Below are 15,990 nucleotides of genomic sequence, written 5' to 3' on the forward strand. Positions count from 1 at the left end.
GTCCCTGCAATGGTGATTGTTTCCGTCCAGTGGTGGCCGGCACGCGGGTCAGAGATTGGCCCTATTTCCCGGCTCTGGAACGGCGAGACCCATCAGCCTCCGGCTGGTGCCGGGGCTGATGGGTTTTCGGCCTTCATGCAAGAACTTTGCTAGGACCTTCCGCAGCCGGGCGCTGAGACCCAGCATGCACCTTTAACCCGATCCGTGAATTGGCCGTCGCCAGCTCAGACGCGTGCGGCAACCAGCTCCTCGCGCAGGATGCCGGCTCCTGCGCTGAGCGCGCTCAGCTTGGCCAGTGAGACGTCGCGGGGGAACGGTGCCATGCCGCAGTTCGTGCTGGGCACCAGCTTGTCCGCGTCGACGAATTCAAGTGCATTGCGCAGCGTCTGCGCGACCTCTTCGGGGGTTTCCACCGTTTCACTGGCCACATCGATGGCGCCGAGCATGACCTTTTTGCCGCGCACCAGCTCAACGACCTCGAGCGGGACATTGGAGTGGTGGGACTCCAGGGAGATGGTGTTGATGGAGGAGGCCTGCAGCAGTGGGAAAGACTTCTCGTAGTGGCGCCACTGGGCGCCGAGAGTTGCCTTCCAATCGTTGTTCGCCTTGATCCCGTAGCCGAAGCAGATGTGCGCCACGGTCTCAGCTTTCAGCCCCTGGCAGGCGCGCTCCAGCGCGGCGACGCCCCAGTCCGCGACCTCGTCGAAGAACACGTTGAACGCCGGTTCGTCGAATTGGATGATGTCCACCCCGGCTGCTTCGAGTTCTCTGGCCTCCTGGTTGAGGATGGTCGCGAACTCCCAGGCCAGTTTCTCGCGGCTTCGGTAGTGCGCGTCATACAGCGTGTCGACCATGGTCATCGGGCCGGGAAGGGTCCACTTGATCTGGCGGTCGGTGCACGAGCGCAGGAACTTCGCGTCCTCAACGAACACCGGCTTCTCACGCCGCACCGCACCGACCACGGTCGGCACGCTCGCGTCGTAGCGGTTGCGGATGCGCACCGTTTCGCGCTTTTCAAAATCGACCCCGGTCAGGTGCTCGATGAAGGTGGTGACGAAGTGCTGGCGGGTCTGCTCGCCGTCGCTGATGATGTCGATGCCGCGCCGGGTCTGCTCCAGCACCGTTGCGCGCATGGCGTCCTGCTTGCCTTCGCGCAGCTGCGCGCCTTCCAGCTTCCAATCAGACCAGAGGGTTTCGGGCTTCGCCAGCCAGGAAGGCTTGGGCAGGCTGCCTACAATAGAGGTGGGAAGTAGCTTTGATGTCATCGTGTGTCTTTCGGTTCTCAGGCGACGGGAGCGGGGCAAGTGGCGGCCCACTGGTCCAGCAATTCGCGGTTCGGGGTGATGAAGTGCTCCGCGGTGTACTTGCCCTGCACTGCGCCGAGCCGGGTGCGCTCTTCGCGGTCGTAGGAGATCCTGGTCGGGGCGAAATCCTGTGCCCCCAAGCTTGGGCGATAGACGGCCGGTGCAGCGGAGTTTGCGTTGTAAATCTCGGGGCGGTAGATCTTCTGGAAGGTCTCCATGGTGGCGATGGTGCTGATCAGCTGCAGATTGGTGTAATCGTTGAGCAAGTCGCCACGGAAGTAGAACGCCAGCGGAGCGACGGCGCCCGGTGGCATGAAATAGCGCACGCGCAGCCCCATCTTGCCGAAGTACGCATCGGTCAGGGAGTTCTCATCCTGCTGGTATTCCAAGCCGAGGACCGGGTGGCTGTTGCCCGTGCGGTAGTAGGTTTTGGAAGTGGAGACGCTGATGCAGACCACGGGTAGTTGCGCAAAGCGCTGACGATAAGCCTGCGAATCCAGGAAGTGCTGGAAGAGCTGGCCATGAAGTTCGCCAAAATCTTCAGGCAATTTAGGGGCACCGGAGCCGTTGCCGGCCGCCGGAAGCACCACGCTGAAGTCGTAATCGCGCACATAGGAAGAGAAATTATTGCCCAGCATGCCGTGGCTGCGGGTGCTGGTGGCTCGGTCCACGATGGTGGTGTCTAAGACTTCAAGCAGCGGGAACTGCTCCGCTGCGTTCGCCGAGTCGAAGTGCACATTGGCGGAGATGATCTCCAGCTCGAGTTCATAACGATCGCCCTGAGGATTGTCCCAGTGAGCCAGGGAATTAAAGCGGCGGTTGATCATCGTCAGAGCGTTGCGCAGGTTCTCCTGGCGGTTTTCCCCGCGGGCCAGGTTGGCGAAGTTTGTCGTGACTCGTGAGCTCGCACAGGGGGTGTAGTCTTCGTCGAATTTGGTGGTGCTGATGCTGAAGGTGAACGCGTCTGCCATGGTGGCCTATCTGGTGCTCAGTGGCCTGGGCCGGCCGAAAGTAAGTCGATGCGTCCATCATGCAGTGAGATCGAGGATATCAGGTAACTCGATATAACTATGGATTCGTATAGACTCGCACTATGGTTCAGGGGACGAGTGGTTTGACACTGCAGCAGTTGCGCTATTTCATTGCGGTCGCCAGCGAGGGGTCGATCTCCGCGGCGGCTGACCTAATTTACGTCGCACAGCCGAGCATGTCGGCGGCGATGAAGGAGCTCGAAGCCCGCGTGGGACGCACCTTGCTGGTCCGCTCGGCCAGGGGAGTGACGCTCACCGCCGAGGGAGCAGAATTCCTTGGTTATGCCCGGCAGGTTCTGGAGCAGGTGGAGCTGCTTGAGCATCGCTACCTCGGGCGTCCCTCGGTCCGTCGCCTGCTCGGCGTCTCCACGCAGCACTATTCCTTCTCGGTGGATGCCTTTGTCAGGATGGTTCAGGCCAGCGGGGCCGAGGAATATCAATTCTCGCTGCGCGAGACCCGCACCGAACAGATCATCGAGGACGTGCGCACCCTGCGCAGCGACATCGGCATCCTCTATCGCAACGACTTCAACCGGAAGGTCATCGACAAGCTGCTGCGCGAGTCCCGGCTCGTATTCCACCCCCTGTTCCTCGCCGATCCGCACATCTTCATTTCGCGCAGCAACCCGCTGGCCTCCCGGGCGCGGGTGACGCTCGAGGACCTCGAAGACCTGCCGCGCTTGACCTTCGACCAGGGTGCGAACAACTCGTTCTACTTCGCCGAGGAAGTGCTCTCCACCAGCTCCAGCAAGCGCGAAATCCAGGTTTCGGACCGCGCGACCATCTTCAACCTGATGATCGGCCTGGGCGGGTACACCATCTCCACGGGCATCATCAGCGACGAGCTGGACCCGTCCATCGTCGCCATCCCGCTGGATGTCGATGAGCGCATCGAGATCGGCTGGATCGACCATGCAGCGATTCCGCTGACCGAGCAAGCGCGGCGCTATCTGGACGAGGTGCGCTCGGTCGTCTCAAGCTTCGGAGTTGAGGTCCTGGACTGAATCCCCGGCCCCCAAGACGTAACACCGTGTCATTTGGCGGACCGTCGGCGACATAATAGTTGCGCAAAACCCTGGTTCTTCAAGGATTCTGGCGGTTGCCGCGCGTCACAAAGGGACTGCGGGCCGGGCCCCATTACGGGACTGGCGCGGGATGTGAAGCCAGGTGCCCCTGTATGAAGCGCGGGCGTGGGCGTCGTTTGCGCCGCCGGATGCCGATGTCCAACCATGGAAGAACAACAACCCATCAAGAGCGACCGAGAGATCTGGCTCGTAGACGTCGCAGCAACCATCGGGAAACCGAAAGGTGCTAATGCCAGGAACGATGGAGCAGTTCCGAACGTGCCATAAGGCGCCATGCTTCGTACCGTTGTGGCCTCAGGGCGGCCGAGGGGCGGTACGACGCCGGGTGTTCGGTGCACTCTCTCGTGGATCAGAAACGAGAAGGAGCTATGAGCCAACGCCAAGGAACCGACGCGGTCCATGCAGGGTATCGTCCGAGCGGAGATTTCCGCCCGATGCTGCCGCCACTGCACAATTGCGCAGCGTACCAGTTCGAATCGCACGCAGAAGCGATCGAAAAATTCGCGTTGCGCCAGGCCGGCTTCACTTATTCACGCACCGGCAACCCCACCGTGGCCATCCTGGAACAGCGGGTGGCCGCCCTTGAAGGCGGAGCCCAAGCGGTAGCCACCGCCTCGGGGCAGTCGGCCGTTGCACTCTCGCTGCTTGCCCTGACCCAGGGTCCTAAGCACATCGTGGTTTCCTCCTCGCTGTACGGCGGCACCGTGGACCTGTTCACCGACACCTTTGCCGACTTCGGCATCCGGGTCAGCTTTGTCGACCAGGCCGACCCCGCAGCTTGGGCCGGGGCCATCGAAGAAGACACCCGGGCGTTCTTCCTGGAGTCCGTCTCCAACCCGCTGTGCACCGTGGCGGACCTGCCCGCCATCTCGGCGATCGGGCACGAGCACAACATTCCGGTGGTCGTCGACAATACGCTGGCCACCCCGCTGAATATTCGCCCGCTGGATTTTGGCGCCGACATTGTGGTGCACTCGGCCACCAAGGGACTAGCCGGACACGGCTCGGTGCTCGGCGGCGTGGTCGTGGATTCGGGGAAGTTCGATTTCTCGGATTCCACCCGCTGGCCGCAAATCGCCGCCCCGCGAGTGCGGCTGAACAATGCCTCGCTGCTTGAACGCCACGGATCGGCCGCCTACGCCATGCTGGTCCGCTCCAAATTCCTGCACGACCTGGGGCCGGCCTTGGCCCCGGCCAGCGCCCAAGGCATTCTGACCGGCATCGAAACCTTGCCGGTACGTGCCGCACACGTGCAGCGCAGCGTGAGCACCCTGATCCAGGAACTTGCAGATCACCCGGGCATTGCGGCCATCCACCACCCTTCGCTGCCGGCCCACCCGAGCCACGAGCTGGCCAAAAAGCTCACGCCCAAGGGCACCGGTTGCGTGCTGGCCATCGAACTGGCCCACCCCTCGCTGGTGTCCCCGGTGATCGACGGGCTGCAGCTGATTTCCCTGGCCGCAAATGTGGGCGATACCCGCACCATGGTCGCCCACCCGGCCACCATGACGCACTGCCGGCTCTCCGCGGAGCAACTTCTCGCCGCGGGCCTGAACACCTCCACCCTGCGCCTTTCGGTGGGGCTTGAAGACCCCGCCGATCTGCTCGCCGACCTCACCCAAGCGCTGGACAGCGCACTAAACCGGGCCCTGGCCCCGCAAACCCAAGGAGCATCATGAGCGGCTTCAACACCCTCGCCGTCCACGCCGGCCAGCATAAAGACCCGCACACCGGAGCCGTGGTCCCACCGATCTACCAAACCAGCACGTTCATCCAGGACGGAATCAACGTCTTGCGCTCCGGGCACGAATACTCCCGCGGCTCGAACCCGACCCGCGATGGCTTCGAAGCGCAGCTCACCGCCCTGGAAGGCGGAGCCGCGGGGTTCGCCTTCGCCTCGGGCATCGCCGCCGAAGACGCGCTGCTGCGTGCGGTGCTTGAACCGGGCGACCACATCATCCTGGGCGCCGACGGCTACGGCGGCACCAACCGGCTGATCTCCAAATTGCACAGCAAATGGGGCATCACCTCTTCCGCGGTGGATATCACCAACCTGGACTCGGTGCGCGCAGCGGTGCGCCCGAACACCGCGCTGCTTTGGGTGGAGACTCCCTCCAACCCGCTGCTGGGCATCGCCGATCTTGCCGGCTGGGCGGACATCGCCCGCGAGCACGGCGCCCTGCTGGTGGTGGACAACACCTTCGCCACTCCCTACCTGCAGCGGCCTTTGGACTTCGGGGCCCACGCGGTGGTCCACTCCACCACCAAGTACATCGGGGGACACTCGGATGTGCTCGGCGGGGCGGTGATCGTCGCCGATCACCTCTTCCGTGGCCAGCCGCTGGCCGAAGCCGTCGGCTTCCAGCAATTCGCCGGCGGCGCGGTGGCCGGCCCGCAGGATTCCTACCTGGCCGCACGCGGCCTGAAGACCTTGGGACTGCGCATGGAACGCCACTGCGCCTCCGCAGCTAAGCTGGCACGCTGGCTTGATGACCAGCCTGAGGTGACGCGGGTCTATTACCCCGGGTTGGAATCCCATCCCGGCCATGAGCTTGCGGCGCGCCAGCAGCGTGGTTTTGGCGGCATCGTCTCGTTGCAGCTCACCGACGAACCCGCCGCGCGCGCTTTCGCCGAATCCATGGAGTACTTCCAGCTCTCGGTTTCCCTGGGCGGGGTGGAATCCCTGGTCTGCTACCCGCGCGAAATGACCCATGCCTCGCTGATCGGCACCGAGCTGGAAATCCCGGCCAACCTGGTCCGCCTTTCGGTGGGCATCGAGGAACCCGAGGACCTCATCGCGGATCTTTCCCTCGGGTTGGCCGCCGCGCGTAACGTCGCCGGCCCGGCACGCACCACTTGTCCACAGCCGGCGAGGGAACCCGCACTGCAGCTTTAGCCGCCGCGCACACTGGGGCCATGGACAACTCCCGCAGCACCGCAGAGGCCCTGGGCCAGCTGGCCCGGGGCCTGGCGCTGATGACCGCCGCGACGCAGGCCATCGCCGCCGAGACGCCCGCCCCGGGGCACGCCGCCTACTTCGCCTGGCTCACCGAGCGGGCCGCCGCGGCCGTGGCCCACGCGCAGATCCATGCGGCCGACGCACTGCGCCGCAGCGGAGCGCACAAGCTGGACCAGCAGTCCCTCCAGAAGATTTCCGACGCCGGCTCGCAGACGGCACCCGAAGAGCTCGACGCACTGCACGGGCAGACCACCACCGGCCGGACGCAGTTCAAGGCGACCGCGGAGCTGCTGCACGGCTGGCTGGGCGTGCCCGCAACCACCGCGCGGGAACGCCTGGTGCAGGCCGATTGCCTGATCGCCGGGGTCGACGAAGCCGGGCAACGCCTCGACCCCTGGCTGCCGCAACTGGCAGAGCAGTTCGCCGATCCCGCCGCCGATCCGCGCCTGGTCGTGGGGACGGCGAAGAAGATCCACGCGGCCCGCAACGATCTGGGCCAAGGAGCCGAGGGCGAGGCCGCCAAAGCGCGGCTGCAGGCCGAAGCGGTGAGCTTTATCAAGAACGAACCGGAAACCGCGCGCAAGCATGTGGCGGATCTGGTCGCGCAGGTGAAGGCCGGGAAGCGGCCGATGAAGGCGCTGCTGGCGGAAATCGGCTTTTTCAAGCTCGGGGTGCGCAACGGGCTGGTGGAGTACTTGCTGCGCGTGCTGCCTGCGCAGGCGGCGCAGATCGAAGCGTTCCAGCAGGCGCTGAACAATCCGAAGACGATCGCGGGCAACCGGGAGGCGTTGAAGGATTTGGATGCCGAGCTGACCGGGGAGCCAGGCAGCTCGTGGGACGACTCGGATTCGATGCCCGGCTGGGCCAAAGGCGACGCGGATGCCGAGAACGTCGAAAACCGCCCAGCGCATGCCGAGCCCGGCAACGACGCCACCGAGCCCGCGGAAAACGACGAGCCAGGCAACGCCGTGGAGCGCGGCAGCGCAGCCCAGGATGAAGAACCGGCGGCTCCGGCGGCGGAAGCCGAAAGCCGCCCAGCGGATCTGCCCGGCGGCTGTCCTGCAGCGCCGGCGCTCCCGGGCACCGATGCGCCGCGGTTCTCGACCCCGGTGGCGCAGAGCCGCGATGCCGAGGACCTTCCCGATTCCGCGGTTGACCCGCCAGATCTTGCCCGTGCCGGCCCTGAGGCGCAGGCGCCGTGGGAAGAGCTGCGGCCCGAACGCCGGTATCTGATCGGCTTCATGGCGCTGCTGATGGCCGACCGCACCGGTTCGGGTGGTTCGAAGGGGAAGCGGCCGGGACTGGTCGCCCCGCAGGTGAGCATCATCTTGGACTACGAGAAGATGCGCGAGCGCGGCAAGGATTTCGCCGTAACCTCCTCGGGCATCGAGTTGTCGGCAGGCGAAACCCGGGCGGCGTTATGCAACGCGGGAGTGTACCCGTTGGTGCTCAACGGCAAGAGCCTGCCATTGGACTTGGGACGCACCCAGCGGTTGTTTTCCAAGGCTCAGGGCCGGGCGATACGCGCCGCCTATCGGGGGTGCGCCTATCCTGGATGCAGCATGCCCGCCGAGCGGTGCGAGCTGGATCATCTGGACGCCTGGGAGAAGGGCGGAGCCACGGATGTGGAATCCTCGGAGTTGGGCTGCTCGGTGCACCATATCGAGCGGCACTGCGGATTGTTCCACGCGGTGAAGATCAAGGGGTGCCGGCCAATGGTGCTGCTCTCCAAGGAGCTGGATCCACAACAGCGCCTGCGGGTCAATACGTTTTTCATGACGCCTTCGGAGGCCTTGGAAGCCGAGGAGCTGGCGCAGCGGATGACGCGGTTGTGGCGCGCGGGGCAGCTGGACGTGGAAATCGTCGATCCCTGACCGCCTGCGCTTGATCGAATTGCCGTCACAATTGGCGCAACGATGATCGATTTGCCAAGATTATCCCATGTCTTCTGATCTTCCTGTTCACTCCGCGCCCGAAAAGGCCGGCGAGGAACGCAGCGCCAAAGTTGCGGTCACCCTCTTCCCGCTGCTGGTGCTGGCCGGCGGCGCGCTCGCACTGCTCACCCCCGAAACCTTCTCCGGCTTCTCCAAGCTGATCAATCCGCTGCTGATGGTCATCATGTTCGGCATGGGGCTCACGCTCACCTTGCCCGATTTTGCCCTCGTGGTGCGCAGGCCACTGCCGGTGCTCCTCGGAGTCATCGCCCAATTCGTCATCATGCCGCTGCTGGGCCTGGGCATCGCCATGGCGTTGGCGCTGCCGCCGGCGCTGGCCGCCGGCGTCATCCTGGTCGGTTGCGCCCCGGGCGGCACCGCCTCGAATGTGGTCACCTACCTGGCCAAGGGCGACGTGGCCCTCTCGGTGACGATGACCTCGGTCTCGACGCTGCTCGCGCCGATCTTCACCCCGCTGCTGGCCCTGTGGCTCGCCGGGCAATACCTGCCGGTGGCCGCGGGAACCATGGCGCTGTCCATTGTGCAGATCGTGCTCATTCCGGTGGTCCTGGGCCTCGTCTTGCGCACGATCCTGCCGCGCCTGGTCAACATGGTGCTGCCGGCCCTGCCGTGGGTTTCGGTCATCGCGATCACCTTCGTGGTGGTCATCGTGGTGGCTGGCAGCTCGGCGGCCATCTTCAGCGCGGGCCTGCTGATCCTGCTCGCGGTGATCCTGCACAACGCCGGGGGCATCGCCCTGGGCTATGGCACCGCGAAGCTGTTCAAGCAGCCGATCGCGAGCCGCCGCACCATGGCCGTGGAGATCGGCATGCAGAACTCCGGCCTCGCCTCGGGGCTGGCCAAGGACTTCTTCACCCCCGAGGCGGCGCTTCCCGGCGCGGTCTTCTCCGTCTGGCACAACCTCTCCGGCGCGCTCATTGCCGCCTACTGGCGGCGCAGCAGCGCCAAAAATGACCAGCTGGCCACCGCGGAACAGCCCCTCAACTAGCCGCACGGCTGCACCACGCAAAAAGCGCCGGCCTCACGTTGAAATTCAGCGTGGGGCCGGCGCTTTTGTGCCGCAGAGCTTTGACGCGACCGGAGCTCAGCGCGTCACCAGATCGTTCGGGTAGACGACCCCTGCAGACTCGCGGATCGTATCGAAGAGCTCCATGGTTTTCACCGAGTGCTCCCAGGGCATCGTGGGCGACTGGGTGAGCCCCTGCTGGATGCAGCGGGTCGCCTCGCGGAATTCGTATCCGTAGTTCTCGCCTACCGCCTCGAACTCTTCTACGCGGGGCGGGCCATCGGTGGGGTGGATGAATAATTTGCTCGCGTTGTACAGCGGCGCGTTCGTGGCCAGCCATCCGCCGGTGCCGGTGACTCGCGCCTGCTGCGGGGCGCCCCCGTTGAGCGTCAGCAGCAACTGGGCATGCTTGCCACCGGCGTATGAGAGGTTCATCGCGGTCTGCGTATCCACGCCGTCCCGATTGAGCTGAGCTACCGCGTGCACCGACTCGGGGAAGCCGAGGGCGCCGATGGCCCAGGTCAGCGGGTACACGCCCAGATCCAGCAGGGCCCCGCCGCCGGCCTTCGGGTCGAAGAGGCGCGAGGCCGGATCATAGGCGGCGTGGAACCCCAGATCCGCCTGCACCCAGGTGACCTCGCCCAGTTCCCCCGATGCGAGGATCGCCAGGGCCCGGGCGAATGCCGGAGTGAAGCGTGCCCAGAGCGCTTCCATCAGGAACAGCGAACGTTCGGCCGCGAATTCCACCAGCGTGCGCGCCTCGGATGCGTTGATGGTCAGCGACTTCTCGCAGACCACATGCTTGCCGGCCGCCAGCGCAGCCATGGCGATCTCATAATGCTGCCCATGCGGGGTCGCGATGTAGACGACCTCCACCTGCTCGTCCGCGAACAGCTCCTGATAGGACCCGTAGGCCCGATCAATGCCGTGCTTGTCGGCGAATTCCCGCGCCTTGGCCGTATTCCGCGAGGACACCGCGCAGACTTGCGCGTCGGCTAGAGCCTGCAGGTCTCCGATCACCTTGGAGACGATCCGCCCGGTGGACACCACGCCCCAGTTCAACGTCCGTCCGGTGGCCTCGGCGGCCGGCGGAGCCGAGGGCTGTGCGGTGGGCGGCGTGCGGATATGCGAGGTCATCGGCGGTGTCCTTGTACTGGGAGTCGAGAATCGGCGGGGCGGTCAGGAACCGTTGGCGGCCAGGTGCTTGGCGGCGAGCACCAGGTAGTGCTCGGCGTTCACGTTCAGGCTGGCGACCTCTTCCGCGGTCAGTTCGCGGCGCACCTTCGCCGGAACCCCGGCCACCAGCGAGCGCGGCGGCACCTGCGTGCCCTCAAGCACCAGGGCCCCGGCCGCCACCAGCGACTGCTCGCCGATGACCGCGCCGTTCATGATCGTCGCGCTCATCCCGACCAGACAGCCATCGCCCACGGTGGCGCCGTGCACCACCGCGCTGTGGCCGACGGATACCGCGTCCCCGAGCGTGCAGGGGAACCCCGCATCGGCATGCAATACGACGTTGTCCTGCAGATTGGTGCCCGTGCCCACCCGGATCGGGGCCGAATCGCCGCGCACCGAGACACCGTAGAAGGCGCTGGCGCGATCTGCCAGGTGCACGTCGGCGCTCAGCGTCGCGGTCGGGGCAAGGAAAACTTCGGCGCCCACGGTAGGGGTAACGCCGTCAATGGTAATGATGTGAGCCATGGCACCCATCCTATCCGCAGCCGGGGTCCGGCTCGGCGAAGCGCTGCGCGGTGCGCGCCGCCGGGCACTGCCGCGAAACTAGGAGAAGACGATGGTGCGCTGCCCATCGAGCATCACCCGGTGCTCGGAGTGCCACTGCACCGCACGGGTCAGCGTGCGGCCCTCGACGCTGCGCCCGAGCGCGACCAGCTGGGCGGGGGTGCGCGCATGGGAAACCTGGGTGACTTCCTGGTCGATAATCGGCCCCTCATCCAGATCCGCGGTCACATAGTGCGCGGTCGCGCCGATCAGCTTCACCCCGCGGGCGTGGGCCTGGTGGTACGGCTTCGCCCCCTTGAAGGAGGGCAGGAAGGAGTGGTGGATGTTGATGACCCGTCCGGCCATCCGCTCGCACAAGGCGTCGGAGAGGATCTGCATGTAGCGGGCGAGCACCACCAGTTCGATATCGTACTCATCGGCCAGGGCCAGCAGCTCCGCCTCGGCCTGGAACTTGTTCGCCGGGGTCACCGGCAGGTGCACGAAGTCCACCCCGTAGAACTCGGCCATCGGCTTCAGATCCAGGTGGTTGGAGACGATCACCGGCACCTCGATGGCCAGATTTCCGGCGCGCTGGGCGAAGAGCAGGTCGTTGAGCGCGTGCCCCGCCTTGGAGCACATGATCATGGTGCGGGTGCGCTTGGCCGCGTCGTCCACGCGCAGCGACATCACAAATTCCTCGCGGATCGGCGCGAGCGCCGCGCGCACCTGGACCAGGGACTGTTCGGTGGCCACCTCGATGCGCATGAAAAAGGTGTTCGAATCCGGCGATTCATACTGCTGGGACTCGGTGATATTGCAACCAGCGCCCAGCAGCCCGCCGGAAATTGCATGCACGATGCCCGGTCGGTCCAGGCAGGAAAGGGTCACGATGTACTGGTTGCTCATGGATCGAGGTTAACCTCCCGGAGCCCCCTGCGCCGAATCCGGCGTCTTGCCAGCGCGATATTTACCTGGCCGTTGTCATCTGCGGCGGGCGATTTTCGGCCCCCGCTTCGCTCGCGTCCGCGGAACCAGCCGCCACCCCGAGCTCGGCCAGCCGGCGCACCGCCGCCACCGCGGCTTTCCGCCCGGCCCGGGTCGCCCCGATCGTGGAGGCCGAGGCGCCGTACCCGACGAAGAACATTCCCGGCAGCGCCGCCGCGCTCACCGAATCGGCAAGCACCCGGATCCCGCCGGCGCTGGTGTGCAGCTTCAGCCCGCGCAGGTGCCGATGGGCATGGCGGAACCCCGTGGCCCACAGGATCGCGTCGATCTTTTCGCTCGTGCCGTCGGCAAAGCGCACCGACCGTGCACCCAGCGAGGAGATGGCCCCGCGGGAGATCAGCGCGCCGGAGTCGATGCCCGCCCGCATCGCCTCGGTGAGAATCAGCCCGGTGGTGCCGACCACGGATTTCGGCGGCAGCCCGGCGGCGGTCCGCGCGTTGACCTCGCGCTCCACGGCCACGCCCCATTCGGGATCGTTGCCCACCTCCCGCCAGTCCGGGGCGCGCCGGGTGGACCAGAGGGTGTCGATCCCGGCGGCCCGCAGCTGCACGATGAACTGGGTGGCGCTCGCCCCGCCGCCGACCACCAGCACCCGCTGCCCGGCAAACTGCTCCGGCGCCACAAATCCGGAGGTGTGCACTTGCGGCCCGGTGAATTCTTGGCTGCCGGGGTAGACCGGCCAGAAGGGGTTGGTCCAGGTGCCGCTGGCGTTGATCAGCGTGCGCGTCGCGAGCTCCTCGCCGCTGGAAAGCCGAACGCTGAACCAGGTTCCGTCGTGGCTGACCGCCGCTACCTTCGCGGGCCGGCGCACCGCCAAGCGATGCAGCGCTTCGAACTGCGCATAGTAGTCGGAGACCACCGCGGAGGCTGGCCGCGTGGGGTCCTGATTTTCGAAGGGGAAGTCCGGCAGCGGGTGGATCCGGTGCGTCTTGCCCAGGGTGAGGGTGTCCCAGCGGTGCTGCCACGCGCCGCCGGGGCGCTCGTTCGCGTCGAGCACCAGGAAATCCTCGCCGGGTACCAGTCCGCGCCGGTGCAATTGATAGGCCGCCGAAAGCCCCGCCTGGCCGGCGCCGATCACGATGCTCTGGTAGCTCACCCGAACCTGCTTTCTCCACGTTGCGCTCACCGGGTACAACAATCCCGGAGCGGTGCGCATTCCCGTCGCACCCGCTACATGGTGCACAGCCTTCGGCCGAGGAAATCACATTTTTCGCCCGTCATCCACCGGTGTGCGCACCGCGAAGTTCGTTAGACTTGTGCGCAGAAGCATCGTGACTGGCGTGAGGTGGATAACCACCGGGGAGCGAGCAACCTGCAGTGAATACGGACCGCGCGCCTGGGTCTGGTACCGAACAGCATCGTGAGCCGCGCAGCAGCTGCGCAGGCCACAACGGAAGGAACAGTGTGAGCGCACGTATTCTCGACGGCAAGGCCACCGCGGCAACCATCAAGGCGGAGCTGGCCGAACGCGTCGCCAAGCTCAAGGAGCAGGGTTACGCCACCGGGCTGGGCACCATCCTGGTGGGCAACGACCCGGGCTCGGCCTGGTACGTCGGCGGCAAGCACAAGGACTGCGCCGAGGTCGGCATCGAATCGATCCGCGTGGATCTGCCGGAGGAAACCACCCAGGAGGAGCTGCTGGCCAAGGTGCGCGAGCTGAACGAGAACCCGGATTGCACCGGCTACATCGTGCAGCTGCCGCTGCCCAAGCATATCGACCAGGACACGATCCTGGAGGCGATGGATCCGCAGAAGGACGCCGACGGGCTGCACCCGATGAACCTGGGCCGCCTGGTCGCCAACGTGAACCGCCCGATGGCCTCCCCGCTGCCGTGCACCCCGCTGGGCTGCGTGGACCTGCTGGCCCGGCACGATATCGATCTGAACGGCAAGCACGTGCTGGTCCTGGGCCGCGGCGTGACCATCGGACGTCCGGTCGGACTGCTGCTCACCCGCCGGTCGGTCAACGCGACCGTCACCCTGGCGCACACCGGCACCACCAACCTGCCCGAGCTGCTGGCCCAGGCCGATGTCATCATCGCCGCCGCCGGGGTCCCGCACATCGTCAAGGCCGAGTCCATCAAGCCCGGCGCGATCGTGCTCGACGTGGGGGTCTCCCGGGTTGACGGCAAGGTCACCGGGGATGTGGATCCGGCGGCCGCCGAGGTCGCTTCGTGGATCAGCCCGAACCCGGGCGGCGTAGGCCCGATGACCCGCGCGATGCTGCTGAACAATGTGGTCGAGGCGGCAGAACGCAACGCCGCCCACGCCGCCCACGCCGCCAGCTAGGCGCAACGCAACCCGAAGGCCCGTAGGCCATCCCCGCCGCGGCGGGGATGGCCCACGGGCCTTTTGCGTACCCGGAACGCCGGCTGGTGATGCCTCCGGCGGTCAGCTCCGCTGGCCACGCCCGCCGCGCTGACCCGGGCACGACCGCCGAAGAGCCAGGTTATCGAGCCTGATACATGCTCAAAGTGGTCTAGCGGATGCCTGCTTGTTCCGGGACCGCAACGGCAACGCGCTTGTCGAAGATGGTGGCCCCGACTTCCTGCTCGGCTTGGTTCTCGATGGACAGGTTGATCCCACTGCGATCACGCAACAGCGACACGGCGATCAGCGACACCGCGGTGATGCTGATCAGGTACAGCGCCACCGCATTGGTCCCTCCGGTGGCGTTCACCAGGGCGGTGGCGATCATCGGGGCGAAGGCCCCACCCAGGATCGCACCGAGGGCGTAGGAGATCGACACACCGGAAAAGCGCACCGACGCCGGGAACAGCTCGGAATACAGCGCCGCCTGCGGACCATAAGAGAATCCGAGCCCGACGGCAAAGAAGGCGAACGCCAGATAGAGCAGACCTAGATTCCCGGTATCGACCAACCAGAAGAGCGGGAATATGCACAGCAGCTGCGAGATGAAACCGATTTGGTAGGTTCGTTTGCGCCCTAGCTTGTCGGCCACCAATCCGGACAGCGCGGTGAAGATGAACCACATGACCGCGCCATAGGACACCGCGATCAGCACCGCGGTGCGGCTGAAGCCGACCGGACCCTCCGGGTTGGTCATATACGCCTGCAGGAATCCGCCGGTGGTCATGTAACCTGCGGCGTTGTTCCCAGCGAAGACCAGTGCGGCAATGAGCACCAGCGGCCAGTGCTTGCGGAAGAGCAGGACTACGGGGACCTTCGTTTGCGCCCTCTTGGCGGCGATCTCCTCGAAGATCGGTGATTCATCCACCGCACGGCGAATGAAGTATCCGACCAGGACCAGCACGATGCTCAGCAGGAACGGGACCCGCCAGCCCCAGGCGAGGAATGCTTCGCCGGGCGAGATCACTCCGGTCATCAGGGCAGTGACCCCGGAAGCCAGCAGCATGCCCAGCGGCACACCGAGCTGCGGGTAAGCCCCGGCCCGGCCGCGGCGGTCCGCCGGAGCGTGTTCCACGGCCATCAGCACCGCGCCTCCCCACTCGCCGCCGGCCGAGATGCCCTGCAGGATGCGCAGGGACAACAGCAGAATTGGTGCCAGCACCCCGGCGGTGTCGTAGGTGGGCAGCACGCCGATCAGCGTGGTGGAGGCCCCCATGAGTGTCAAGGTGAGCACCAGCATGGCCCGGCGGCCGATTTTGTCCCCATAGTGTCCGGCGAGGAAGGCACCCAACGGGCGGAAGAGGAAGGAGATGCCCACCGAGGCGAACGCCAGCAGCAGCCCGATTTGGGCGCCGGCCGGTTCAAAGAACAGCTGCGCGAAGATGAGTCCGGCGGCGGTGGCGTAGATGAAGAAGTCGTACCATTCGATGGTGGTGCCGATGACCGTGGCGAAGGCGACGCGGCGCTGATTGGTGCCGCGGCGGCCTGGGGTGCTGGTGGCGGTGTTCATGGAGTTCCTGACTGGACGTTGATGGCTGAGCTGATTCCGAGGTTCG

General features: G+C 65.9%; 13 protein-coding genes and 2 riboswitches. Of the genes, 6 read left to right on the forward strand and 7 right to left on the reverse strand.

Annotated elements, in window-relative coordinates; genetic code table 11:
* Window positions 1-224 precede the first annotated feature (224 nt).
* Together ACT3UQ_RS15580 and ACT3UQ_RS15585 are read right to left on the reverse strand one after the other, a co-directional pair.
* Window positions 225-1,265 carry a methionine synthase gene (locus ACT3UQ_RS15580; protein WP_444637483.1) on the reverse strand — a complete coding sequence of 347 codons (1,041 nt, stop codon included), beginning with the start codon at window positions 1,263-1,265 and terminating at the stop codon, window positions 225-227.
* Window positions 1,266-1,282: 17 nt separating this feature from the next.
* The gene (locus tag ACT3UQ_RS15585) at window positions 1,283-2,275 is read right to left on the reverse strand and encodes a DUF1852 domain-containing protein (protein WP_444637484.1); all 993 of its coding nucleotides are present in this window, start codon (window positions 2,273-2,275) and stop codon (window positions 1,283-1,285) included.
* Window positions 2,276-2,397: 122 nt separating this feature from the next.
* On the opposite strand from ACT3UQ_RS15585, the gene ACT3UQ_RS15590 reads away from it, so the two are divergent.
* The 5 genes from ACT3UQ_RS15590 to ACT3UQ_RS15610 all read left to right on the forward strand — a co-directional run bounded on the left by ACT3UQ_RS15590 (window position 2,398) and on the right by ACT3UQ_RS15610 (window position 9,322).
* On the forward strand, window positions 2,398-3,339 hold the full coding sequence (locus tag ACT3UQ_RS15590) for a LysR family transcriptional regulator (protein WP_105554158.1): 942 nt from the start codon (window positions 2,398-2,400) through the stop codon (window positions 3,337-3,339).
* 238 nt (window positions 3,340-3,577) lie between these two features.
* Window positions 3,578-3,668, forward strand: a riboswitch (SAM riboswitch).
* A 120-nt stretch (window positions 3,669-3,788) separates the two neighbouring features.
* Window positions 3,789-5,099, forward strand: a complete 1,311-nt coding sequence (locus ACT3UQ_RS15595) for an O-acetylhomoserine aminocarboxypropyltransferase/cysteine synthase family protein (protein ID WP_444637485.1) — start codon at window positions 3,789-3,791, stop codon at window positions 5,097-5,099.
* Window positions 5,096-6,316 (forward strand): cystathionine gamma-synthase, encoded by a 1,221-nt coding sequence (locus tag ACT3UQ_RS15600; RefSeq protein WP_444637486.1) that lies wholly within the window; start codon window positions 5,096-5,098, stop codon window positions 6,314-6,316. Before ACT3UQ_RS15595 ends, ACT3UQ_RS15600 begins: the two co-directional genes overlap by 4 nt.
* A gap of 20 nt (window positions 6,317-6,336) precedes the next feature.
* The gene (locus tag ACT3UQ_RS15605) at window positions 6,337-8,253 is read left to right on the forward strand and encodes an HNH endonuclease signature motif containing protein (RefSeq protein ID WP_444637487.1); all 1,917 of its coding nucleotides are present in this window, start codon (window positions 6,337-6,339) and stop codon (window positions 8,251-8,253) included.
* Between the two features lie 67 nt (window positions 8,254-8,320).
* Window positions 8,321-9,322 carry a bile acid:sodium symporter family protein gene (locus ACT3UQ_RS15610; protein WP_444637488.1) on the forward strand — a complete coding sequence of 334 codons (1,002 nt, stop codon included), beginning with the start codon at window positions 8,321-8,323 and terminating at the stop codon, window positions 9,320-9,322.
* Window positions 9,323-9,418: 96 nt separating this feature from the next.
* Here ACT3UQ_RS15610 and ACT3UQ_RS15615 read toward each other — a convergent pair whose 3' ends face one another.
* From ACT3UQ_RS15615 to ACT3UQ_RS15630, 4 genes are all read right to left on the reverse strand, one after another.
* Window positions 9,419-10,477: a Gfo/Idh/MocA family protein gene (locus ACT3UQ_RS15615; protein WP_444637489.1), complete on the reverse strand. Its 1,059-nt coding sequence runs from the start codon at window positions 10,475-10,477 to the stop codon at window positions 9,419-9,421.
* A 42-nt stretch (window positions 10,478-10,519) separates the two neighbouring features.
* A complete protein-coding gene (locus tag ACT3UQ_RS15620; RefSeq protein ID WP_105570062.1) occupies window positions 10,520-11,041 on the reverse strand; it encodes a gamma carbonic anhydrase family protein in 522 nt (173 codons plus the stop codon).
* Window positions 11,042-11,119: 78 nt separating this feature from the next.
* Window positions 11,120-11,965, reverse strand: coding sequence for a formyltetrahydrofolate deformylase (purU, locus tag ACT3UQ_RS15625; protein WP_096289032.1), 846 nt, complete (start codon window positions 11,963-11,965; stop codon window positions 11,120-11,122).
* Between the two features lie 61 nt (window positions 11,966-12,026).
* Entirely contained in the window at window positions 12,027-13,247 is a 1,221-nt protein-coding gene (locus tag ACT3UQ_RS15630; RefSeq protein ID WP_444637490.1) for a flavin-containing monooxygenase, read from the reverse strand.
* 78 nt (window positions 13,248-13,325) lie between these two features.
* A riboswitch (ZMP/ZTP riboswitch) is annotated at window positions 13,326-13,413 on the forward strand.
* A 55-nt stretch (window positions 13,414-13,468) separates the two neighbouring features.
* Between ACT3UQ_RS15630 and ACT3UQ_RS15635 the strand changes: the two genes are divergently transcribed.
* On the forward strand, window positions 13,469-14,353 hold the full coding sequence (locus ACT3UQ_RS15635) for a bifunctional methylenetetrahydrofolate dehydrogenase/methenyltetrahydrofolate cyclohydrolase (RefSeq protein WP_444637491.1): 885 nt from the start codon (window positions 13,469-13,471) through the stop codon (window positions 14,351-14,353).
* A 190-nt stretch (window positions 14,354-14,543) separates the two neighbouring features.
* On the opposite strand, the gene ACT3UQ_RS15640 is transcribed toward ACT3UQ_RS15635, so the two are convergent.
* Window positions 14,544-15,944: an MFS transporter gene (locus ACT3UQ_RS15640; RefSeq protein ID WP_444637492.1), complete on the reverse strand. Its 1,401-nt coding sequence runs from the start codon at window positions 15,942-15,944 to the stop codon at window positions 14,544-14,546.
* Between the last annotated feature and the right edge of the window lie 46 nt (window positions 15,945-15,990).

The sequence above is a fragment of the Glutamicibacter sp. AOP12-B1-11 genome, from assembly GCF_052379245.1.
GTDB lineage: Bacteria > Actinomycetota > Actinomycetes > Actinomycetales > Micrococcaceae > Glutamicibacter.